Origin of the sequence: Qipengyuania sp. S6317L1 (assembly GCF_023015615.1) — a bacterium.
GTDB lineage: Bacteria > Pseudomonadota > Alphaproteobacteria > Sphingomonadales > Sphingomonadaceae > Erythrobacter.
In genome coordinates this window covers 91,883-113,292 of record NZ_JALKAJ010000002.1, presented here as the reverse complement: position 1 = coordinate 113,292, position 21,410 = coordinate 91,883, and the positions used below count along the sequence as shown (strand labels likewise).

At 58.8% G+C, this 21,410-nt stretch carries 22 protein-coding genes; 11 read left to right on the top strand and 11 right to left on the bottom strand.

The features are described 5' to 3' along the window. Nucleotides 1–9: 9 nt before the first annotated feature. Nucleotides 10–741 carry a serine O-acetyltransferase EpsC gene (gene epsC / locus MWU38_RS01935; RefSeq protein WP_247270147.1) on the top strand — a complete coding sequence of 244 codons (732 nt, stop codon included), beginning with the start codon at nucleotides 10–12 and terminating at the stop codon, nucleotides 739–741. 2 nt (nucleotides 742–743) lie between these two features. Further along, nucleotides 744–1,112, top strand: a complete 369-nt coding sequence (locus MWU38_RS01930; protein ID WP_247270146.1) for a DUF2794 domain-containing protein — start codon at nucleotides 744–746, stop codon at nucleotides 1,110–1,112. A 70-nt stretch (nucleotides 1,113–1,182) separates the two neighbouring features. Here the strand turns inward: MWU38_RS01930 and MWU38_RS01925 are convergent, their stop codons facing one another. Continuing rightward, nucleotides 1,183–2,112: an SDR family NAD(P)-dependent oxidoreductase gene (locus tag MWU38_RS01925; RefSeq protein ID WP_247270145.1), complete on the bottom strand. Its 930-nt coding sequence runs from the start codon at nucleotides 2,110–2,112 to the stop codon at nucleotides 1,183–1,185. A 162-nt stretch (nucleotides 2,113–2,274) separates the two neighbouring features. Then, the gene (locus tag MWU38_RS01920; protein ID WP_247270144.1) at nucleotides 2,275–2,970 is read right to left on the bottom strand and encodes an HAD hydrolase-like protein; all 696 of its coding nucleotides are present in this window, start codon (nucleotides 2,968–2,970) and stop codon (nucleotides 2,275–2,277) included. 94 nt (nucleotides 2,971–3,064) lie between these two features. Between MWU38_RS01920 and glmU the strand changes: the two genes are divergently transcribed. The 4 genes from glmU (at nucleotide 3,065) to MWU38_RS01900 (ending at nucleotide 6,082) form a co-directional block, all read left to right on the top strand. Next, nucleotides 3,065–4,429, top strand: coding sequence for a bifunctional UDP-N-acetylglucosamine diphosphorylase/glucosamine-1-phosphate N-acetyltransferase GlmU (glmU, locus tag MWU38_RS01915; RefSeq protein WP_247270143.1), 1,365 nt, complete (start codon nucleotides 3,065–3,067; stop codon nucleotides 4,427–4,429). A gap of 45 nt (nucleotides 4,430–4,474) precedes the next feature. Beyond that, the gene (locus MWU38_RS01910) at nucleotides 4,475–5,071 is read left to right on the top strand and encodes a hypothetical protein (RefSeq protein ID WP_247270142.1); all 597 of its coding nucleotides are present in this window, start codon (nucleotides 4,475–4,477) and stop codon (nucleotides 5,069–5,071) included. Beyond that, nucleotides 5,072–5,350, top strand: coding sequence for an HNH endonuclease (locus MWU38_RS01905; RefSeq protein WP_247270141.1), 279 nt, complete (start codon nucleotides 5,072–5,074; stop codon nucleotides 5,348–5,350). It begins immediately after the preceding gene. Nucleotides 5,351–5,431: 81 nt separating this feature from the next. Continuing rightward, nucleotides 5,432–6,082, top strand: a complete 651-nt coding sequence (locus tag MWU38_RS01900; RefSeq protein ID WP_247270140.1) for a heme-binding protein — start codon at nucleotides 5,432–5,434, stop codon at nucleotides 6,080–6,082. 117 nt (nucleotides 6,083–6,199) lie between these two features. Here the strand turns inward: MWU38_RS01900 and MWU38_RS01895 are convergent, their stop codons facing one another. The 7 genes from MWU38_RS01895 to MWU38_RS01865 form a co-directional block, all read right to left on the bottom strand. Next, on the bottom strand, nucleotides 6,200–6,445 hold the full coding sequence (locus MWU38_RS01895; RefSeq protein WP_247270139.1) for a DUF1153 domain-containing protein: 246 nt from the start codon (nucleotides 6,443–6,445) through the stop codon (nucleotides 6,200–6,202). A 289-nt stretch (nucleotides 6,446–6,734) separates the two neighbouring features. Next, nucleotides 6,735–8,891: a prolyl oligopeptidase family serine peptidase gene (locus MWU38_RS01890; protein ID WP_247270138.1), complete on the bottom strand. Its 2,157-nt coding sequence runs from the start codon at nucleotides 8,889–8,891 to the stop codon at nucleotides 6,735–6,737. A 183-nt stretch (nucleotides 8,892–9,074) separates the two neighbouring features. After that, nucleotides 9,075–9,332, bottom strand: coding sequence for an ATP synthase F1 subunit epsilon (locus tag MWU38_RS01885; protein ID WP_247270137.1), 258 nt, complete (start codon nucleotides 9,330–9,332; stop codon nucleotides 9,075–9,077). A 5-nt stretch (nucleotides 9,333–9,337) separates the two neighbouring features. Then, on the bottom strand, nucleotides 9,338–10,795 hold the full coding sequence (atpD, locus tag MWU38_RS01880) for a F0F1 ATP synthase subunit beta (RefSeq protein ID WP_247270136.1): 1,458 nt from the start codon (nucleotides 10,793–10,795) through the stop codon (nucleotides 9,338–9,340). Nucleotides 10,796–10,816: 21 nt separating this feature from the next. Beyond that, the gene (locus MWU38_RS01875; protein ID WP_247270135.1) at nucleotides 10,817–11,686 is read right to left on the bottom strand and encodes a F0F1 ATP synthase subunit gamma; all 870 of its coding nucleotides are present in this window, start codon (nucleotides 11,684–11,686) and stop codon (nucleotides 10,817–10,819) included. A 12-nt stretch (nucleotides 11,687–11,698) separates the two neighbouring features. Then, entirely contained in the window at nucleotides 11,699–13,225 is a 1,527-nt protein-coding gene (gene atpA, locus MWU38_RS01870; RefSeq protein WP_247270134.1) for a F0F1 ATP synthase subunit alpha, read from the bottom strand. A 13-nt stretch (nucleotides 13,226–13,238) separates the two neighbouring features. Then, nucleotides 13,239–13,793, bottom strand: a complete 555-nt coding sequence (locus tag MWU38_RS01865) for a F0F1 ATP synthase subunit delta (protein WP_247270133.1) — start codon at nucleotides 13,791–13,793, stop codon at nucleotides 13,239–13,241. A gap of 225 nt (nucleotides 13,794–14,018) precedes the next feature. Between MWU38_RS01865 and MWU38_RS01860 the strand changes: the two genes are divergently transcribed. Next, nucleotides 14,019–14,897: a TauD/TfdA family dioxygenase gene (locus MWU38_RS01860; RefSeq protein ID WP_247270132.1), complete on the top strand. Its 879-nt coding sequence runs from the start codon at nucleotides 14,019–14,021 to the stop codon at nucleotides 14,895–14,897. Nucleotides 14,898–15,037: 140 nt separating this feature from the next. On the opposite strand, the gene MWU38_RS01855 is transcribed toward MWU38_RS01860, so the two are convergent. Next, nucleotides 15,038–16,669 carry a trypsin-like peptidase domain-containing protein gene (locus MWU38_RS01855; protein ID WP_247270131.1) on the bottom strand — a complete coding sequence of 544 codons (1,632 nt, stop codon included), beginning with the start codon at nucleotides 16,667–16,669 and terminating at the stop codon, nucleotides 15,038–15,040. Nucleotides 16,670–16,751: 82 nt separating this feature from the next. On the opposite strand from MWU38_RS01855, the gene ada reads away from it, so the two are divergent. The 4 genes from ada (at nucleotide 16,752) to MWU38_RS01835 (ending at nucleotide 20,471) form a co-directional block, all read left to right on the top strand. Then, entirely contained in the window at nucleotides 16,752–17,810 is a 1,059-nt protein-coding gene (gene ada, locus MWU38_RS01850; RefSeq protein ID WP_247270130.1) for a bifunctional DNA-binding transcriptional regulator/O6-methylguanine-DNA methyltransferase Ada, read from the top strand. A gap of 202 nt (nucleotides 17,811–18,012) precedes the next feature. Next, nucleotides 18,013–18,495 carry an rRNA maturation RNase YbeY gene (gene ybeY / locus MWU38_RS01845; RefSeq protein ID WP_247270129.1) on the top strand — a complete coding sequence of 161 codons (483 nt, stop codon included), beginning with the start codon at nucleotides 18,013–18,015 and terminating at the stop codon, nucleotides 18,493–18,495. A gap of 53 nt (nucleotides 18,496–18,548) precedes the next feature. Further along, entirely contained in the window at nucleotides 18,549–19,493 is a 945-nt protein-coding gene (locus tag MWU38_RS01840) for a hemolysin family protein (RefSeq protein WP_247270128.1), read from the top strand. 93 nt (nucleotides 19,494–19,586) lie between these two features. Then, nucleotides 19,587–20,471, top strand: coding sequence for a LysR substrate-binding domain-containing protein (locus tag MWU38_RS01835; protein ID WP_247270127.1), 885 nt, complete (start codon nucleotides 19,587–19,589; stop codon nucleotides 20,469–20,471). Here MWU38_RS01835 and MWU38_RS01830 read toward each other — a convergent pair. Continuing rightward, nucleotides 20,468–21,406, bottom strand: coding sequence for a lysophospholipid acyltransferase family protein (locus MWU38_RS01830; RefSeq protein ID WP_247270126.1), 939 nt, complete (start codon nucleotides 21,404–21,406; stop codon nucleotides 20,468–20,470). The genes MWU38_RS01835 and MWU38_RS01830 overlap by 4 nt on opposite strands. Between the last annotated feature and the right edge of the window lie 4 nt (nucleotides 21,407–21,410).

Genomic DNA, 21,410 nt, shown 5'->3' with positions numbered 1-21,410 from the left:
AATCACGGAATGTTCACAAAGCTCAAAGCCTATCTGGACTCGGTCAAGGCAAGAGATCCTGCGCCTCGGTCACGCTGGGAAGTGTTGTTCTATCCGGGCGTTCTGGCGCTCGGCTTTCACCGCGTGGCGCATTGGCTGTTTGAAGCAAAGCTTTTCCTGCTCGCACGCTTTGTGAATAATCTCAGCCGGTTTCTGACCGCGATTGATATTCATCCCGGCGCAACGATTGGCAAAAACTTCTTCATCGACCACGGCTTCACCGTGATCGGTGAGACCGCCGAGATCGGCGATAATGTGACCATCTATCAATGCGTAACGCTGGGCGGGACCAATCCGACCAATGGCAGGGGCGGCAAACGCCATCCCACGATTGAAGACAATGTGATCATAGGCTCGGGCGCTCAGGTTATAGGCCCCATCACCGTGGGTGAGCGAGCGCGGATTGGCGCGAATGCCGTGGTGATGGAAGAGGTGCCCGCAGGCGCGACGATGGTCGCTGTGAAAGCGCGCTCAACTCTTGTTCCGGCAGAGGAATGGATCAGGGAATTCATCCCCTATGGAACGCCGCTCGCCATGGAGTGCGAGGATGAAGAGGGGAACCGCGTCGATTGCATCGAAAAGCTTCAGAGCGAGCTTGCCGAAATGAAGGCCGAGATCGCGGCATTGAAAGCATCAGGTGCACACGGCGCCGAGCCCGTCCAAGGCAATTTTGACCTCGGCAAGAAAAGCGGAAGCGTCTGAGAATGAGTTCGGGTTTGGGATCGGGATCAAGCGGCCAGATCGTCGCATTTCCCGGTGGTAAGCATCAAGGCCAGGTCGGTTTTGACCGAGGCGAATTGTCCCGCATTCTCGATCTGTATGGGCGCATGGTGGCAAGCGGTCAGTGGCGCGATTACGCGATGGATTTCGACACGCGCGCAGCCACATTCGCGGCATTTCGAAGGGCCGCCGAACGCCCGCAGGCCCGCATCGAAAAACGCCCTTCCTTGCGTAACAAACAGGGCATGTACACGCTGTTCGGAGAACACGGGCAAGTGCTCAAACGCGGCTCGGAACTGGCAAATGTGCTCGCCCCGATTGAGCGACGATTGCTGAAGGCTGTCGAGGAATAATCCCTGCCAATAAGAAAAGCCCCCCGCACATCGCTGTGCGAGGGGCTTAACTTTTGTGTCGCTCAAGCGTTTAGCCGCGTGCGCTGGATGGACCTGTGCCGGTGACCTTCTGCATCGCTTTGAGGATTGCAGCTGACTGGTCAGCGCCCGATTGCGGGGCTGCAAGGTTGCTGAACTCGTTGATCTTGTTCCAGTTTTCAGCAAAGCCTTCGACGGTACGCTCACCATCGGGCAGCCATACCGCGTCGTTCATCACAACCCATGAGGAGTGGTAGCCACCTGCGCCAGCGCCAACGATGGCGTTGGTTGGGGCATCTTCGCTCACGAGGTAGAGTGCGGCTGGAACCACATTCACCGGATCGAACAGCTTGAAGGCTTCTTCAGGGAAGAGGTCTTCGGTCATGCGCGTGCCAGCAACCGGCGACAGCGAGTTTACGCGGATATTGTATTTCGCACCTTCGAGTTGCAGCGTCTTGGTAAGGCCGGCAAGGCCGAGTTTGGCCGCACCATAGTTGGCTTGACCAAAGTTACCGAACAGGCCGGTTGACGATGCCGTCATCAGGATGCGGCCATATCCTTGTTCGCGGAAGGTTTCCCAGCACGCCTTGGTGACGAAAGCAGAGCCCGTCAGGTGGACTTTGACGACGAATTCAAAGTCGTCAGGGGTCATCTTGGCGAAAGTCTTGTCGCGAAGGACGCCTGCGTTGTTGATGAGGATGTCGATGCGGCCCCATTTTTCCTTAACGTCGGCGACCATCTTTTCCATCTGGTCGTATTCGGTGACTGAGCCACCGTTCGACATGGCCTCACCGCCCATGGCTTCGATTTCTTTCACAACTTCAAGAGCCATGTCAGAGTGACCGGTGCCATCACGTGCGCCGCCAAGATCGTTGACGACGACTTTTGCGCCGCGGCGGGCAAGCTCAAGCGCGTATTCGCGGCCAAGACCGCCGCCTGCGCCGGTGACGATAGCAACTTTATCTTTGAAATCGATGCTCATGGGATCGTTCCTTTCCGTGCTGAATTGTTCTTTTTCGTTCGAGGTAGGAGCGCACCTTTACGCGCGCGTAAACTCAAATGTGGGCGCTGCGTGGCAGGATTTTCGCCGCCTTGCAACAGGGGGATTTGACGCAGCGCGCTGCCGTAGCGTCAGGCGCGTTGACTACAGCGTTTCAAGGGCCGGAATAAGGCCATCAAGCGAATCAATCACCGCGTCTGCGCCGAGTTCATGCGGGGGCTTGTCGCAATAACCATAGGCCGCACCGACCACCGGAACGCCAGCGGATTTGGCGGCGTTGACGTCATAGGTCGAGTCGCCGACAAAGGCGAAAGAACCGCCGCCGCAGATTTCGCGCGCTTTGAAGATCGGGTCGGGGTGGGGCTTTGCCAGGAATTGTCCGTCCGGCCCCTTGCCAAGCGAATTGCCGCCAATGACGGCCTCGAACGGTTCGATGAAATCGATCTGCGTCAGGATCGACCGGGCGAATTCCTCAAACTTGTTGGTGACGACGATGACTTTCACGCCGCGCGACTTCAGCTCGCCCACCACTTCGCGCGCGTGGGGGTAGGGCCGCGTGTGCACCGCATTGTTTTCAGAGTAGTAGGCCAGCATCTTTTTATAGAGCGCTTTGAACTCGTCCGCCGAAAGGCCCCCTTCTTTCCCGCTCTGCGCATCGACCGCCTTGGAGAGCATGATCTTCGCGCCCCCGCCGATCAGATCCTTGGAGCTATCCACCGGCACCTTTTCAAAGCCGCCCAGCTCAAGCGCGTGGTTCACCGCTTCGCCAAGGTCGCGGAAGCTGTCGACAAGGGTGCCATCAAGATCGAAACCGACGGCGTTAAAAGGAAATGTGGTCATAGCGCGCATTCGCGTGGCCCAGCGGACTTCAAACTGCAAGCATTTGCTGGCAAGCGGGCGGCAAGTTTCAGATTTACGTGTTATAGGGCCTTCGATGACTGATTTTGCCGCCATTATTCTTGCCGCTGGCAAGGGAACCCGGATGAAGAGCTCCGTACACAAGGTGCTGCACCCCATCGCGGGTAAGCCGATGCTAATGCACATTCTGGACGAGTTCGAGGTGCTCAAGCCCAAGCAGACGGTCGTGGTGGTGGGCGACCGGCGTGAACAGATTGATGCGAGCATCGCCGGCCGCGATGTCGTGACCGCGCTGCAGGACCCGCAGCATGGCACGGCGCACGCGGCTTTGCAGGCAAAGGCCGCCTTGCAAGGCTTTAGCGGCCATGTGCTTGTCACCTTTGGCGATGTGCCGATGGTGACGGCTGCGACCGTAGAGCGGCTTCTGGCCGCGTTGGCAGAGGGCGCGAAAGTCGCGGTGCTCGGTTTCAAGCCCGAAGACGCGCTCGCCTATGGCCGGATCATCGCTGACGATGATGGCACGGTTCACAAAATGGTCGAGTTCAAGGACGCGACCGAGCGCGAGAAGAAAACGCGGATGTGCAATTCGGGGCTGATTGTCGCCCATTCGGACGATATGTGGCCGCTTTTGGAGGCGGTCGACAACGACAATGCGCAAGGCGAATATTACCTTCCCGATGTCGCCACAGGCGCGATTGCGCGCGGGGACAAAGTGGTGGTTATCGAATGTGAGCCCGACGAGGTTGCAGGCATCAACAGCCGCGCGGAACTGGCCGAGGCCGAACAACGCTGGCAAGCCGCGCGCCGTGTGGAGGCAATGGACGAGGGCGCGACGCTCAAGGCTCCCGACACCGTATTTTTCAGCCACGACACGAAGCTTGGCCGCGACGTGACCATCGACCCACATGTGGTGTTCGGCCCGGGCGTCACCGTCGCCGATGACGTTCACGTCAAGGCATACACCCATCTTGAGGGTGCGACCCTCGAAAAAGGGGCGCAAGCCGGGCCCTTCGCGCGGCTTCGTCCTGGCGCGGTGATGGAAGAAGGCAGCTTTGTCGGCAATTTCGTCGAGATGAAGAAAGCGACCCTTGGTCCCGGAGCCAAGGCGAGCCACCTGTCCTACATCGGTGACGCCACCGTCGGCAAAGACGCCAATATCGGCGCAGGGACGATCACCTGCAATTACGATGGATACTTCAAATATCAGACCGTCATTGGCGATCGCGCTTTCATCGGTTCAAACTCGGCTCTGATCGCGCCTGTCACGATTGGACCTGATGCAATTGTCGCAGCAGGCAGCGCGGTCAGCCGCGATGTGGGTGCGGGCGACCTTCGCATGGTGCGCGCAGAACAACTGGTCAAACAAGGCTGGGCCGACCGCTTCCACGATGCGATGAAAAAGAAAAAGGCGGCGCAGAAAAACGGGTCAAAGAAAAGCTGACGCATGAGGGCAGGGTGCACGAGACAGTTTTGGCTGATCGCCGGATTGAGCAGCATTGCAGCATGCTCCCAAGGACCTGCAGAGCCCGTTCGCGAGGCCGAGGTGGGAACCGCCGTGGCCGCTCCGCTCAACCCTGCACCAACTGATGTTTTGGAAAGCTCGCCGGAAACGAAAGCCGATCCGAGCAAGAAAAGGACCGCCGACGCTGCATTCTGCAAGGCTGATGAGACGCCGATCTTTGCCTGTAATTTTGCCGATGGCAAGCAGGTTGCGGTCTGCGGATTGGCTAAGGGCGGCGCTGAATATCGTTTTGGCGGCGAAGAGCCTGAATTGACGCTGTTCGAGGATGTGTGGGCAACGGTCCCCTATTCTGGCGGCGGCGAGGCGCAGATCCAGTTTTCGAACGGCGACACCAATTACATCGTCTTCTCCCGCATGGTCAGGACCAATTTCAAAGAGGGCGAACCCAACAATCCGGCGATTTCCGACGGCGTGATTGTCGAGCGGTCAGGCGAGCTTTTATCGTTCAGGGTGTGTGATGGCGCGCGAGAGCCTCTCCCCATTCAGTACGATGCAGCGAACGCGGCGATGAAAAGGGTCGATGAGCTCTTCACCTTTGAAACAAGCAAAGCAGATCCGTGAATGGATGAAGAAACCGGGCCATTAACCTGCTGGCTTTGCGGGCGCGGGTTTGAAACGCTTATCCAGTGGCACCATCCGGTGCCAAAATCGAAGAAGGGCCGCGAGACTGTGCCCGTCCACCCCATCTGTCACAAGACGATCCACACCAACTTCACCAATGCCGAACTTGCGCGCATTGGCGATGATCCCGACACGATCAGGGAGCACCCGGCGATTGCCAAATTCGTGCATTGGGTGAGACGCAAAGAGCCCGATTTCCACGCGCCGACACGGCGTTAAAGCTGTGAAGCCAAGCCTCTGTCCGGGAACCATTGGCCCTTACGATTGCTAGACAAGCAGACGTGAATAAGGAGCAAAACAGTGGCTATCGGTAAATGGGTTCTTGGCGGGGTTGGCATTGCAGCGGTTGGCGCAGCGATCGCATGGGCGCAATATCGCGACATCGAAAAGCCCGCTTATGAAGTGACGCTGGCCGACGGCGATTTCGAGCTGCGCCAATACGCGCCCATGATCGTTGCAGAAGTCACCCACAAAGGCACGCGCGAGGATGTGCGGGGCAAAAGCTTTCGCAGGCTTGCGGCCTATATTTTTGGCGATGACCGTCCCGACGGCGGTGAAGAGATCGCGATGACTTCTCCGGTGATGTCTTCGCGCGTCGATCAAAATGAAGAAATCGCCATGACCTCTCCTGTGATGAGCGAAGAAACGGGGGAGGGCGAATGGCGTATGCGCTTTGTCATGCCGTCTAAATACACGATGGAAACCCTGCCTACGCCTCCGTCGGACATCTCGCTCACCAAGGTGGATGGGCGCCGCATGGCAGCGGTTCAATTCAGCGGAGATGCGAAGGAGGCCGACCTTGCCCAATGGGAGGCGAAACTTGGCCAATGGGTCGAGGCGCAAGGCCTCACGACAGTGGGCGGCGCCGAATATGCATTTTATGATGCGCCGATGGTGCCCGGACCATTGCGCCGCAATGAGGTAATGGTCGAAGTCGCTTCAGAAAGCTGAGCGATGAAAGCGGCCCGAACGGGTCGAGGTCGTCGCCTGGGGCCTGGCCCAAACGGGTAGGGGTCAGGTCTGAAACCAGATCCCGATGCGACGACCTCTAGGGGGCCAAGACGCTTGTTACACACGCTCCAATGCAGAAGGTGTGGCTGAAGCGCTGCCAGGAGAAAAATCGCGTTCCCATTCTTCGAACTCGCTGCGCGAGAGAAGATAGCGTTCGCGAGCTTCATGGAAACTGATTGCGCGTTCCTGCACCGCTCGCACCACGCCTGCTTTACGTGCAGGGGACCAGTGTGCGCGGTGGTTCTTAGGCAGACCATATTGCTTGATTGCCTGGGCGATCGACATATCGCGGGGGTACGCCATGATATTGTACTCCTTCATAAAAAATTTCGTTCCTCACGCCCCGAATGACCTGAATTTTGGCGAGCGCGCTTAACGGGGGCTTTTCAAACAGGGTTAAAACGTGATTGACGAACCCTGCCGTGGCGGGCGTGCGACGAATGGAGGCAAAAGTGTCGGCCTATTTTACAACGGCGCAAAAGCCTGCGGTAACGGCGGGGTAGGCGCTCAAGGAAAGGTCTCGAAAACGGGCAAGAAAAAGGGCGGCCTCGCGTTTGCGAAACCGCCCTTCTCGAAGTGCTTGATGCCAGGATCAGTCCATCAGTTGCTGCATCAGATAGACGAATTGCAGCGCTTGCAGCTTGGCGCGCTGTTCATTGTCAACGCCGCCTGAGTGCCCGCCGGTCATGTCCTCGAAGTAGTAATAGGGATGGCCCTGTTCCTTGAGACGCGCGGCGCCCTTGCGTGCGTGTGCTGGGTGAGTGCGATCATCGGCGGTCGATGCCCACAGGAAGGGCGTGGGATAATCCGCGTCCTCAACGATCATTTGATAGGGCGAATAGCCTTCGATCCATGCGCGCTGCTCTGGGATGCGAGGATCGCCATATTCGCCGATCCACGATGCGCCGCGCCCGATCACGTGATAGCGCAGCATATCGAACAGCGGGATCTGCACGATCGCAGCCCCGAACAGGTCCGGACGCTGTGTGAAGGCGGTCCCGACCAACAGGCCGCCCTGGCTGCCGCCCTGAATACCGAGATGTTCTGGCGAGGTGAACCCGCGCTCGACCAGATCATCGCCAATCGCGATGAAATCGTCCCAGGTGCGCTGCTTGTTTTCGCGGATCGCCGTCTGGTGCCAACCGGGGCCAAATTCGCCCCCGCCGCGCATATTGCCAAGGACAAAAGCCCCGCCGCGCGACAGCCACATCTTGCCCGTCGTGCCCAGATAGCCGGGCAGGCGCGGGACCTGAAAACCGCCGTAACCCGTCATCAGCACGGCGGTATCCCCGTTCATTTCCATACCTTCAGGTTTCACGATGAAGTAGGGGATTTTCGTCCCGTCTGCGCTGGTCGCCTCGTGCTGTTCGACTTCCATGCCGGCGGCATCGAAGTAGGACGGCGAGGTTTTGATCGGTTCAGGCGCAGCCGAACCATCGGTGTAGTAAAGCGTTGTGGGGTTGAGGAAGTCGGTGACAGAGAACATGATCTGCTCGCTCTCATTGGAGCTCGCCTCGACCTCAATGGTGGCATTGTCGGGCAGGGCGACCTCTTCGCTCACCCATGTGCCGCCTGATCCATCGGCTTCAAAATTGAACTTCAGAACCTTGCCAACGACATTATCGAGAAGCCCCACGTAAAGCGCGCCCGCCGTAATTGCGCCGCCGCGCTTCGTCTGGCGCTCTTGTGGGGCCCAGACGAGGGTCTTGGCCGCCGCATTGGGGTCTTGCTTGAACGCCTCCAGCTCGACTGCGACAAGGCTGTCTGCGGGGAAGGTGGTGTCGCCAACGGTCCAGTCGACATCGGTGGAAAGCAGCATATGCCCATCGACGATGCCGTAAGGCGATGCCTTTTTGGGAATATCCAGCTTCACCCACTCCTTGTCAGGATTGAGCCAGAAATATTCGCTCTCGTGGAAGCTGACCGCGCGAAAGGCCAGTGTTGCGTGAATTTCGCCGCTTGCATCGCGTACGAGGTTCGCGCCAGCCCAAACGTCGCTTGGCTCACCGCGAAAGAGTTCTTCGGCCTCGGCAATATCGGTGCCGCGCTTCCAGATGCGGGTGGTGAAGGGGTATTCGCTGTCGGTGAGCGTCCCTTCGCCAAAGTCACGGCCCACGAACAGTGTGTCCTCATCGAGCCATTCGACACCGCCCTGGCTTTTTTGCGGGAGCACAAAGCCGCCCTCGACGAACTGTTTGGTGGTGGTGTTGAATTCACGCAAGACGGTGGCATCCTCGCCCCCGTCGGAAAGCGCGATCATGCACATTTCCATATTTGTCGGCAGACAGGTGGAGCCTTTGTAAACCCATTCCTTGCCTTCCTCTGCGGCGAGCGCGTCAACGTCGAGCAGGACTTCCCACTCCGGCTCGTCGCTCTTGTAGCTTTCGAGGCTGGTGCGGCGCAGGAGGCCCTTGGGGTTCGCCTTGTCCTGCCAGAAATTGTAGAGGCCGTCGGGACGGAAGGTCACATACGGGATGCGGTCTTCGCTGTCGTAGATGGCGAGCGCCTCGGCCTTGAGCGTGTCGAAACGCGCGTCCTCTTCGAGCACGGCAAGGGTGCGCTTGTTCTCTGCCTCGACCCAGGAAAGCGCCTCTTCGCTGCGCGCTTCTTCGAGCCAGATGTACGGGTCTTCATCGGGACCGGGGACGCCGTCGTTCGCAGGGTCCTGGGCGTTTGCGGATGTGGTAGCGCCAATCGTCATGACTGCGGCCAGTACGCCAGCGATTGCAAGAGTTGATACAAGTTTCAAAGCCTTCTCTCCTGAAAGGATAATGGCTTTCAATGTGGGCCTTGCGGCGACGCTTGTGAAGGGATTTTTAGCGCAGACGGACGCGGGTTCTGTGTTGTTGGAGGTAGGGCGAAAGGGCCTCGCAAAACAAAAAGGGCGACCGCACTTTCGTGGGGCCGCCCTTTATCGCATTTGTTTTAGGTCCTAGCCTTCGACCTGCTCCGCCAGAACGGTGATGCCGTTTTCGCTCACCTCGGCAAAGCCGCCTTTGACATTGATCGTCTCAGGCTCGCCGCCAGCCGACTTGAACACCTGCACAGCGCCATCGTCGATGGTGCTCATGAAAGGCGCATGGCCTTCGAGGACGCCGAATTCGCCTTCTGCGCCGGGGACCACAACCATGTGGACTTCCTCGGAGCGGACCAGCTTGGCCGGGGTTACGAGTTCAAAGTGGAGCGCCATTGGGATTAGTCTTCCTCAGCGAGCTTGGCGGCTTTCTCAACCACCATGTCGATGCCGCCGACCATGTAGAAGGCTGCTTCCGGGAGGTGATCGTATTCACCGTCCACAACCGCCTTGAACGACTTCACCGTGTCTTCGAGCTGCACGAACAGGCCGGGGATGTTGGTGAAGACTTCTGCCACGTGGAAAGGCTGCGACAGGAACTTCTGGATCTTACGCGCACGCGCAACGACCAGTTTATCTTCTTCCGAAAGCTCGTCCATGCCGAGAATGGCGATGATGTCTTGCAGCGACTTGTACTTTTGAAGCGTTTCCTGAACGCGGCGAGCGGTGTCGTAGTGCTCTTGGCCAACAACCGAAGGCTCAAGAACGCGCGACGTTGAGTCCAGCGGGTCAACAGCCGGGTAAATGCCAAGCTCGGAGATGGCGCGCGACAGCGTGGTGGTCGCGTCCAAGTGAGCAAACGACGTTGCAGGCGCAGGGTCGGTCAAGTCATCTGCGGGAACGTAGATGGCTTGCACCGAGGTAATCGAACCTTTGTTGGTCGAGGTGATGCGCTCTTGAAGGTTACCCATGTCGGTCGACAGGGTAGGCTGATAGCCCACAGCCGAAGGAATACGGCCGAGAAGCGCGGACACTTCGGAACCGGCTTGCGTAAAGCGGAAGATGTTGTCGACGAAGAAGAGCACGTCCTGGCCTTCTTGGTCACGGAAGTATTCCGCCATTGTGAGGCCTGAAAGAGCCACACGTGCACGCGCCCCGGGAGGCTCGTTCATTTGACCGAAGACGAGGGCCACTTTCGAGCCGTCGCTGATCGCGTTGCCGTCTGCGTCTTTCGCAATAACGCCAGCGTCGAGGAATTCGTGATAAAGGTCGTTACCTTCGCGGGTACGCTCACCAACGCCTGCGAACACGGACACGCCGCCGTGGCCTTTTGCGATGTTGTTGATGAGTTCCTGAATAAGAACGGTCTTACCAACGCCGGCACCGCCGAACAGGCCGATCTTACCGCCCTTTGCGTATGGGGCGAGAAGGTCGATAACCTTAATGCCGGTGACGAGAATGGCTGCTTCGGTCGACTGGTCGACGAAGGCAGGCGCTTCTGCGTGGATTGGTGCGGTTGATTCAGCGCCGATAGGGCCGCGCTCGTCGATGGCTTCGCCAACAACGTTCATGATGCGGCCGAGCGTTTTCGGACCAACAGGCACAGAAATCTGCGCGCCGGTGTTCACAACTTCAGCGCCGCGAACGAGGCCTTCGGTTGCGTCCATTGCGATGGTGCGAACGGTGTTCTCGCCAAGGTGCTGGGCAACTTCGAGGACGAGCGTTTTGCCGTCGTTCTTGGTTTCAAGAGCGGTGAGAATTGCGGGCAGTTCACCAGAGAACTGCACGTCAACAACAGCGCCGATGACCTGGCTGATAGTGCCGTTGGTCGTTTGGTTAAGTGCGGGTGCGGTGGCCATGTGTCTTTCCTTAAGCCTAGCTTAGAGCGCTTCTGCGCCTGCGATAATTTCGATGAGTTCGGTGGTAATCGCCGCTTGCCGTGAGCGGTTGTACTGGATCGTCAGCTTGTTGATGAGGTCGCCAGCGTTGCGCGTTGCATTGTCCATGGCGGTCATCGATGCGCCCTGCTCGGATGCCTCACGCTCAAGCAGTGCGGTGAACACTTGTGTCTTCACATAACGCGGCAGAAGAGCTTCGAGGATTTCCTCTTCGCCCGGCTCATATTCGACCACGGCGCCGCCATCGTCCGAGGCTTCGGGCGAGGGGACAGGGATCAGCTGGTTGGCCGTCGGGTTTTGCACCAGAGCCGACTGGAAGGTCGGGAAGATCAGGTGCGCGACGTCAAACTTGCCCTCTTCGAACATTTCGATGAGTTCTGCTGCAATTGCGTCGGCTTCTTCAAAACCCGGCGTTTTCACAACCGAAGTGTCAAAGCCACCGGTGATGTGGTTGGCATACTCGCGTTTCAGGGGCGCACGGCCCTTTTTACCGACGAGGTAGAATTCCACCGATTTGCCTTGTGCGAGAAGCTCTTGCGCTTTCGCCTTGGCAGCTTTCACGAGGTTCGAGTTCAAACCGCCGCAAAGGCCTTTATCCGTGTTGACCACAACCAGAAGGTTGCGCTGGTCAGAGCCGGTGCCAGCCAGAAGCTTGGGCGCGCTGTCGCCGGAGACCTTGCCGGCGAGAGAGGCCATGACGGCGCTCAAACGCTCGGCATAAGGCCGACCCGCTTCAGCCGAGGCTTGCGCACGGCGCAGCTTTGCGGCTGCGACCATCTGCTTGGCCTTGGTGATCTTCTGGGTCGATTTAACCGACCCGATCCGATCTTTTAGTTCCTTAAGTGAGGGCACTGATGGCCTCCCTTATGCGAATTGCTTGGCGAATGCTTCGAGAGCAGCGACAGTTGCGTCCTTGGCGTCGTCGAACTTGCCGCTGTCGCGGATTGTTTTCAGAACGTCGGCGTGTTCGCTGCGGAAGTATGCAAGCATTTGCTCTTCATACTCACCGACGCGCTCAACCGGAACGCTGTCGATATAGCCGTTGGTGCCAGCGAAGATCGAAATCGTTTGCTCTTCAAATGGCATTGGCGAGAATTGCTTTTGCTTCAGAAGCTCGGTCAAACGCGCACCGCGGTTGAGGAGCTTTTGCGTTGAAGCATCGAGGTCCGAACCGAACTGGGCGAACGCCGCCATTTCGCGGTATTGCGCAAGGTCGAGTTTCATCGAGCCCGAAACCTTCTTCATCGCTTTCGTTTGAGCAGCGCCGCCCACACGAGACACCGACAGACCCACGTTAATCGCAGGACGGATACCTTGGTAGAAGAGGTCGGTTTCAAGGAAGATCTGACCGTCGGTGATCGAAATCACGTTGGTCGGAATGTATGCGGACACGTCGCCGGCCTGCGTTTCAATGATCGGCAGCGCGGTCAATGAGCCAGAGCCATTGTCAGGGTTCATCTTCGCCGCACGCTCAAGCAGGCGTGAGTGGAGATAGAAAACGTCACCTGGGTAAGCTTCACGGCCTGGAGGACGACGAAGCAGGAGCGACATCTGACGGTAAGCAACAGCTTGCTTCGAAAGATCGTCATACACGATCACGGCGTGCATGCCGTTGTCGCGGAAGAATTCACCCATCGCACAGCCGGTGTACGGCGCGAGGTACTGAAGCGGTGCAGGCTCGGAAGCGGTTGCAGCGACAACGATGGAATATTCCATCGCGCCGTTTTCTTCGAGTTGCTTCACGATTTGCGCAACGGTCGAACGCTTCTGACCAACGGCGACGTAAACGCAGTAGAGCTTCTTGCTCTCGTCATCGCCTGCGTTGACGCCCTTCTGGTTGATGAAGGTGTCGATCGCGACAGCGGTTTTACCGGTTTGACGGTCACCGATGATAAGTTCGCGCTGGCCACGGCCAACTGGCACCAGAGCGTCAACCGCTTTGAGGCCGGTTTGAACAGGCTCGGACACAGATTCGCGCGGGATAATACCGGGCGCTTTGACTTCAACACGCTGGCGAGTGACGTCGGTGATCGGGCCTTTGCCGTCGATCGGGTTGCCGAGCGCGTCAACAACGCGGCCCAGAAGGCCTTTACCAACCGGAACGTCCACGATGGTTTCGGTCCGCTTGACGGTGTCGCCTTCTTTAATCTCGGCGTCAGAGCCGAAGATCACGACGCCGACGTTGTCGCTTTCAAGGTTCAGAGCCATGCCCTGAACGCCGTTCGCGAATTCGACCATCTCACCAGCCTGAACCTTGTCGAGGCCGTGGATACGGGCGATGCCGTCACCAACGCTGAGCACGGTGCCAACTTCGCTGACTTCAGCTTCGGTGCCGAAATTGGCGATCTGGTCTTTGATGACCTTTGAAATTTCTGCGGCGCGGATTTCCATGTTTTCGAGTCCTTTAGGCCTTCATGGCTTGCGAAAGTGAGTTCAAACGGGTGCGGATCGAGGCGTCGATGCGCTCTGATCCAATGGTGACGACCAGACCGCCGAGAAGATCGGGGTTTGTGTCGGTTGTAAGCATTACGGTGCGGCCCACGCGAGCGGTGAGCTTGTCCTTGAGCGTTTTGACCTGATCGTCGGTCAGCGGGTGCGCTGAGGTGACGTTGGCCGAAACCTCGCCGCGTTGATTCGCTGCGATGGTTTTAAACGCCGAGATCATTTCCGGCAGTTTTGACAGGCGGCGGTTGCCAGCCAAAACGCCAAGGAAATTGGTGGTGAGCTCTGTCAGCTTCAATTTCTTGGCCACCGCGTTCACCGCTGCACCTTGTTCGGCGCGGGTCAGTTGCGGGTTGGTGGTGGCGGCTCGCAAATCGTCCGATTCGCTAAGGGCAGCACCCAGCGTTTCGAGATCTGTTTCGACCGCAGTCACGGTCCCGTTCTCGCTTGCGAGATCGAAGAGAGCCGAGGCGTAACGCCCTTGAAGGCTAGCCTGAATACCGGCGGAAGTTTCCACGCGCTTAGTGTCCTCTTTGAGGCATGAGAAAAAGTATGTCGGCAAGGCGAGTGATGGCGGGCATCATAAATCCCTCCTGCCGAAGTTGGCGCGCGCCTAGCAAAGGGCCTCCATCTATGCAAGCGGTCCGAGTGCGATACTCGCCGGATTCTCTGGACAGCCGCTGCAAGTTAAGTCACCTTACCAAGCGTCAAGGTGAAAACACCGTACGCAGGGAGAGAACAGATGGCACCGCAATCAGAGACGCTGACGCGCGAAAATTCCACAGCAAATCCGCTAACGATGACGCCAATGGCGCCCGAATGCGGTATCGAGGTTTCGGGCGTTTCGCTCGCTTCATGCAGCGATGAAGAAATGCAAGCGATCAAGCAGGCCATTTACGAACACGGCGTGGCGGTTTTTCGCGATCAGGAGTTTACCCCTGAAGATCATATCAAGTTTGGCCGCCGCTGGGGCGGGATTGATGTGAACAACTATTTCCCGCTGCAAGAAGAGTTCAGCGAGATCGCCATCGTCAAGAAAGAGCCCGATCAGCAGACCAATATTGGCGGGGCGTGGCACACCGACCATTCCTATGACCAGATACCGGCGATGGGTTCGGTTTTGGTGGCGCGTCATCTTCCGCCATCGGGCGGCGATACAATGTGGGCGCATATGGGCGCAGCGTACGATTCGCTGTCCGATGACCTTAAAGAGCAGATCGAAGGGCTCGAAGCGTTCCATACCGCCGACCATGTATATAAAGCCGATGGGCTGTATGCGCAGACCGACATGGGCAAGAACCTTCGCGGCCATGATCTTAAGACCGGCGCGGTCCACCCGGTCGTGATCCGCCACCCGCAAACAGGGCGCAGGATGCTTTATGTGAATAGCGGTTTCACCATCAACTTCGTGGGCCAGACCCGCGAGGAAAGCCTGCCGCTTCTGAACAAGCTTCTCGATGCAGCGTTGACCCAGACAAATCAGTGCCGCCTCCAATGGAAGCCCGGCACGATTGCGATCTGGGACAACCGCACCACCTGGCACAATGCGATGAACGACTATCAGGGGCACTATCGCGAAATGCACCGGATCACGTTGTCGGGTGAGGCGCTGGCGGCGTAGTTTGTTCGCCTACCGCTTCGCTATATGAAGCGGTGTTTTCTCTCGCTCCAATGCGGCCTTCGCTGCACTGGTGTGAGGGGGCGCTTTATAAACCGCGACGGCTTTGCGCGATCAGGCGGGCCGATTGATACGCTTTAAGCTTATTGGCCCGTGCCGAACTCTTCATCGAATGCCACGCCCAGCGCGCCCCCGATGCCGCCCGTTTTCTTCGTCTCGCACGAATAGACCAGCCGTTCGTTCGGGCGATCAGGCAGCATGGCAAGAAGCGCCGCTTGCTGTTCGCCCAGAACGCGCGCTGCATCGGTCACGCCGCAGGCGGGCGGGCTGTATTGCGCTCTCGCCTCGCGTGCCGCCTTCATCGATGCTTGCCCGAGGAGATAGCGGTCGGTGCGATAGGTTCTGGTTTCGGGGTCATAGGTGCTGACCGAGACAGCAGCCTCGGATGAAGGCACCAGAACGCGGGTCCATTCGCCGCCCACCAAGCCATATTGCGTGCGCTCATTGACGCAGCCGCCCGCCTGCCAGTCAAACTCGACATCATCGGTGCGCGCGCCGGTAATGCGGCTGCGTTCGGGGACGAGTGTGCAGATGAGCGTGCCATCGGCAGCAGGCTCTGCGCCAGCGGCTACCGCATCGGGGTCTTCGGCCTTGCCCATCAACACCGCAACGCGCTCTTCAATATCGGCATAGCTCGGGCGCGTGATCCAAACGAACACTGCCCCGATCAGGGCAGAGCCGGCGATCGCGGCTGCGAACAGGGCGCGCTGTTGGATTTGGGGCTGGTTCTGGGGCTTGTCCGCCATGCCGGCGCGCAATTGCGCGGCGGCATATCCTGCACCGATTGCCACCAGCAAGAGCACCATCGCCAGAGCCATCGCATTGTCGCGCGCGTCGAGAATTTCGATCTGCGCCTGCATTTGCGCGGCATCGCGCTTCTCTCTCACTTGATCCGCGCGCGCTTCCATCCGCGCTTCGGCCTCGGCGCGTTGCTGTTCGAAGCGGGCACGCTCCGCTGCGTTCAGATCGTCGATAGAGGTGCAGGGCAGTGAATTGACGCTCGGCTCTATTCCGTTTTCACGAAGAAAGGGGAGCAGTTCGCGCAAGGACACGGCGAAAAAGAACTCCGCGTCTGACCCGCCCGAATCCGCACCAAAACTGTTGACGCCCAGAACCCGGCCACACCCGTCGAGCAGCGGCCCGCCCGAATTGCCGCGCGCAATGGGCGCGGTGTGGAGGATGGTGTCAAACTGGCGGCTCGGTCGCTCGCCCGACAGGAACCCGCGGCTTTTAACAGGGGGCTGCGCGCGGAAGATGTCCTGGATCTCAAGCCCTTGTGCAAGGTCCACGTTCATCGGATAGCCTACGGCTGAAACCTCCCCCATATTCGCGCTTCCTCCGCCTGCGAGCGTGAGTGGCGGCAGGCGCAGCGATCCGTCGGTGATTTCGAGCAGGGCCAGATCATTGCGCGGCGACACGGCCACTGCCCGTGCAAAGGTCGCAGAATCGCCCTCGCTCGGCACGATCCCGATTTTCAGCGTATCATCGACCAATGCCTCTCGGATCACATGGGCGTTAGTAACAATCATGCGCGGAGCCACCGCAAAGCCGCTGCCGTGGGTCACGGGCGACGCTTCCTCAGAGCTTTGATCAATCAGCACAACGCGCACCACCCCGCGCGCGGCGGCGTCAATGTCGGCAGGGTCGGCCTTTGCCGCGACGGGCATCAGCAGGAGCGTGGTCAGGCCCAAAAGGATGTGAAGGTATCTGGTCATTGCCAGCGGTCTTTAGTCCTCTCCCAACATTGACCGCAAGCTTCGGGATGCGTTTAACTCTCGCAAGAGGCATTGTGCGCGCATGACCAATTCAACCAAGCTCACCGACGAGGATCGCTGGCAGGCGGTGCTGGAGAAAGACCGCCGCTTCGACGGTGCCTTTATTACAGGGGTTCATTCGACCGGCATTTACTGCCGCCCCTCGTGCCCCGCGCGAAAGCCATTGCGTAAGAACGTGAAGTTTTATACAAACGCCGCCGATGCCGAGGCTGCTGGATTGCGTCCCTGCAAGCGATGTTCACCTAACACCCAAAGCGCGGAGGAAGCGTGCGTCTTGGCCGCGATTGCTGCGATCCGTGCGCGGGTCGGGCAGGGGAAGGGGACTCTCACGCTGGATGAGCTTTCCGACCTGACCGGCTATTCCCCCACCCATTTCCAACGCCTGTTCAAGCGCACCGTGGGCCTTTCCCCTGCGGCTTTTGCGCGGGCCTTGCGAGAAGAAAGGGTGCGTGAGGCTTTGGAAGAAGGCGTGAATGTCACCGATGCGCTTTACAAGGCGGGCTATTGTGCACCTTCGAGGTTCTACGCAGATACGAAAGGACGATTGGGGATGGCGGCAAGTGAATGGGCCAATGGCGGGGAAGGCAAGCGCGTGCACTGGAGCGTGATCGACACCTCTTTGGGCGCGATGCTGGTTGCTGCGACGGAAAAAGGCGTATGCTGCCTTTCGTTTAACGAGGGTGAGGCGCAGCTGCGCGCGCGCTTTCCAAAGGCTGAAATCATCGAAGCGGGCAGTGATTTCAGAGCCTTGTTCCAGCAAGTTGTCGCAGCGGTTGAAGATCCGGCGCTCGACAATTCGCACATCCCCCTCGACGTGCATGGCACAGCGTTTCAGCAGAAATGCTGGGAGGCCCTGCGCCAGATTCCCGCAGGCGAGACGAGAAGCTATGGCGAACAGGCGGCGATGCTTGGCAATCCCAGGGCAAGCCGCGCGGTGGGCAGCGCGAATGGAGCCAACAATATCGCCATCCTCATCCCCTGCCACCGCGTGGTGCCGGCAAGCGGAGGGGTGGGCGGTTACGCCTACGGCCCCGAGATCAAGGCCGAATTGCTGAAGCGCGAAGGGGGCAAGCTGCTGTGAGGAAAGGGGGCTGGGTGCAATCCAACTTGGCGCTTTCCTAACCCCGTCCATTTCCTCTAAAGCGCGTGCTCGATGACACAGCCATACCGCCTTCCTTTTCTACCTTTTGCTACCCTTTTGGACAGCGAAAAATTCTCTGCCATTGGACAGTGTCTCAAGTGTCTCAAACATGGGCTAACCCTTTGTAATAGAGATCAGTTCTATGGAGCTTGAGATCGACTGCGAAGGCTGGCCCTCTGGCGATTGGGAAGGGCTTGCGACCCGTGCCGGCAAGGCGGCGGGCGAAATTGCGCCGGAGCTTGCCAATGCGCGCTTGCTCGTCAGCGTGCTTTTCACCTCCGATGATGAAGTCCACACATTGAACCGCGAATGGCGCGACCGGGACAAGCCCACCAATGTGTTGAGCTTCCCCATGATGGAGCGCGACGACTTGCTGAACCTTGCCGCTGACGGCCCGCCCGAAATGCTGGGCGATATCGCGCTCGCTTATGAGACTTGCGAAAGGGAGGCGGGGGAAAAAGAAGTCCCGCTTGAGCATCACGCGAGCCATCTCATTATCCACGGACTGCTGCATCTGGCGGGCCATGACCATGTCCATTCGGACGAAGAAGCCGAAGCAATGGAAGCTTTGGAGCGACAAGCTCTTGCCAAACTCGGTATCGCGGACCCATATGGTGATCGATAAATCGCGCCGCAAAAGCGGTGCGACAGTAGCACGGAGGACACCTCGTAGGCTTCATGCCAGATAACAATAATGCTTCCGCAGGAGATGCGGAGAGTAGCGCGGGGCTTTGGCCCCAGATAAAAAAGCTGGTTGGCCTCGGGGCTGACACACGCTCGCTTCGTGCGCAGCTTGAAGAGCAGATCGACGCTCACGAGGGCGAAAACGGCGATGGCGACGGCGAAACCAACGAAGACGCCAGCAGCAATAGTGGCGATTTGTCTCCGGTTGAGCGGCAGATGCTGCGCAACCTCCTGCACTTTTCCGATCATGATGCTGATGACGTTGCGGTCCCGCGCGGCGAGATCGTGGCTGTCGATGCTAGCATTTCCTGGGATGACCTTGTCGCGGCCTTTGCCGAGCATGGCCATTCGCGCATGCCGGTCTATCGCCACACCCTGGACGATGTGATCGGCATGATCCACATCAAGGATGTGTTCGCCTATCTTGCCAATGGCAAGGCGCCGCCGCGCGATTGGACCGTTCTGATGCGTCAGCCGCTCTATGTCCCGCAAACGCGCGGCGCATTGGATGTGCTTGCCGATATGCGCGCGCGCCGGGTGCATCTGGCGGTGGTGCTTGATGAATTTTCTGGCACCGATGGCCTGATCACGATCGAGGATCTGGTCGAGGAGATTGTCGGCGAAATCGAAGACGAACACGATGAGATGCCCGAAGAGTGGATCGCATCCATCGGCGAGGGCATGTGGGATTGCGACGCGCGCGCGGAGCTTGACGATGTGGGGCAATTAGTTGACCCGAGGCTCGCCGAGGTCGAAGAGTCTGTCGACACTCTGGGTGGCCTTGCTTTTGTGCTCGCAGAAGCGGTTCCCTCGGTCGGCACGATACTGGAACATTCAAGCGGCTGGCGCATTGAGGTTCTCGCAGGCGACGAAACCCATGTGAAACGTCTGCGTTTGCATGCGCCGACCTCCGAAATAGGTGCGAGCGACTTGCAATAATATCACCGACGGCGTGGTTTTTGCATTTTCTCTTCTCTTTTTTGCATCCTTTTCTGGCGCTCGTCGTAGCTCTTTGCAAAGGAGCTAATTGCAATGCCGTCACGTCGTCTTCCCCCTCTTCGCGCCCTCGAAGCGTTTATGCGCACAGTGCGCCTCGGCTCCGCGCGCGCGGCTGCTGAGGGGATTGGGTTGAGCCCGTCCGCTCTGTCGCGGCGGATCACCAACCTCGAAGAATTTGTCGGCAAAAAGTTGTTCACGCGCGCCCGCCAATCCATGCAGCTCACCGATGAGGGGCAGGCCTTTTTCGAGGCGGTGAACCCGCATATGGAAGCGCTTGCCCGCGCGGTGGAAAGCCAATCGGACAATATTGCGCTGCTTCGCCTGCGTCTGGGCGTTTTGCCGATGTTCGGCTCTCAACGCCTGTTTCCGCGTCTCGGTGAATTGCGCAAGCGTCACCCATTGCTTCACATCGACATCGACACAGCGCCCCATCTCGAAGACCGTGTGGGCGATACGCTCGATGCTGCGATCATCCTTTCACGCGGTCCGGCAAGCGGGCTTCACGCGGTCAGGCTTGATCACAATCTGGTCCACGCAATCTGCTCGCGCTCGGCCGCTGGTGTAATTGGCGAGCAGATGAATGAAGAGGTGCTCGCCAAGCAAACCTTCCTCATCCACAACGAGCTTCCCGAAAGCTTTGTCGCGTGGAAGAAGGCAAATGATCTTGAGGATCTGGAGCCGGCGGCAATTGACCATTACGATTCAGGTGCCTTGATGCTCGAAGCCGCAGCGCAGGGGCTTGGGATCGCTATCATGCACGATGACCACTTGCGCAGGGCAGGCGACAACCGCCTTACCAATCTGCCCGGTCCGGAAGTGCACAGCCCATACAGTTACTGGTTCGTGTGCAAGCCGACCGCGCTTGAGACGCGGCCCGTGCGGCTGTTCCACGATTGGCTGGTCAGAGCAGGGCTTTAACCCCTTGTGATGGAATGCTCCTTGGCCTTCTCATCCGCTTCATAGCGGATTGGCGGCACGTCGTGGGCAAAGTCGCGCAGCGGCTTTCCCAAGGCATCAAGCAGAGCCTCCTCGATACGCTTGCGTCCCTCATTGCCAATCGCTTTGCGACCCCGGAAATCGACCGGGCTGAACGGCTCGAGGAAATGGATGTGCAGGGGAAATGTGCCCTTGCGCGCAAGCACCCTCTTGGCGTTGTTCAATCCGCCTTCCTCTCCGATCCAGCCGATCCATTCGGCCATCGGGCCATAATCGATCAGCACAGGTTGAACCATGACGCCAGGTGGCGGCGGCTCGAGCACGGAAAGCATGCTGGTCTTGAACGGAAGCAGTGACTGCCCATCGGTCGTGGTGCCTTCGGGAAAGACAGTGACCGACCAATTGTCCGCGAGCGCCTCTTTCAAGGAATTGATCTGGTTCGCGACGCTCATGCGCTCCTCGCGCTTCACAAAGACGGTTCGGTTCATCTTCGCAAGCCAACCGACGAGGGGCGCGCGGGCCAGCTCCGCCTTGGCCACGAATGCGGTGCCGCAAGCGCCCGCAAGGCTGAGAATGTCGAGCCAGGAAACGTGATTGGCGATGTAGAAGACATCGCGCTTCAGATGGGTACCATGGACTTTGACCCTCGCGCCCGAAATCCGCGCGGCAAAGCGCAGGAACCACATGGGAAAAGGCGATCCATAGGCGAAGATGCGGAACAGATAGTGCATCGGCACCATCACCGTGATGAGCACGGCAAGTAGCGATGCGCGCGTGATAATCCGAAGCCATCCGAGCAAGGAGATCGGGGTTTTCTCGCCGCGCGCGGCCGCGACGCGCAATTGCCAGGCTTTCTCATCGTTGCGGGCTTGAATACCCGTGTCGGCCGCCGGCCCGCTGGCTAGATCGTGGCTCATCCCA